The organism is Pelomonas sp. CA6, assembly GCF_022549225.1.
In the GTDB taxonomy this organism is placed as follows: Bacteria; Pseudomonadota; Gammaproteobacteria; order Burkholderiales; family Burkholderiaceae_C; genus Roseateles.
Genome location: NZ_JAKZFD010000079.1, coordinates 1 through 287 on the forward strand (window position 1 = coordinate 1; position 287 = coordinate 287).

General features: G+C 60.3%; 2 tRNA genes. Both read left to right on the forward strand.

Features of this window, described 5'->3' with window-relative positions:
• The first annotated feature begins 74 nt into the window (after positions 1–74).
• A tRNA-Ile gene (locus tag LZ017_RS21975) sits at positions 75–151 on the forward strand.
• Between the two features lie 9 nt (positions 152–160).
• Positions 161–236: transfer RNA gene (locus tag LZ017_RS21980), tRNA-Ala, on the forward strand.
• Positions 237–287 lie beyond the last annotated feature (51 nt).

Sequence of the window (287 nt, forward strand, 5' to 3'; positions counted from 1 at the left end):
AGTGTTGAGTGAGCCTGCCACGCCGGCCCCGATGAGGCTGGCTGACAGAGGCAGGCACACGACAGGTAGATCGTGGGTCTGTAGCTCAGTCGGTTAGAGCACCGTCTTGATAAGGCGGGGGTCGCTGGTTCGAATCCAGCCAGACCCACCACGAACCAACGGGGGATTAGCTCAGCTGGGAGAGCACCTGCTTTGCAAGCAGGGGGTCGTCGGTTCGATCCCGTCATCCTCCACCACTCAACGTCAGGTTGGCAAACCTCAGTTCCGCAATCGGAGCTGAGGTTTGC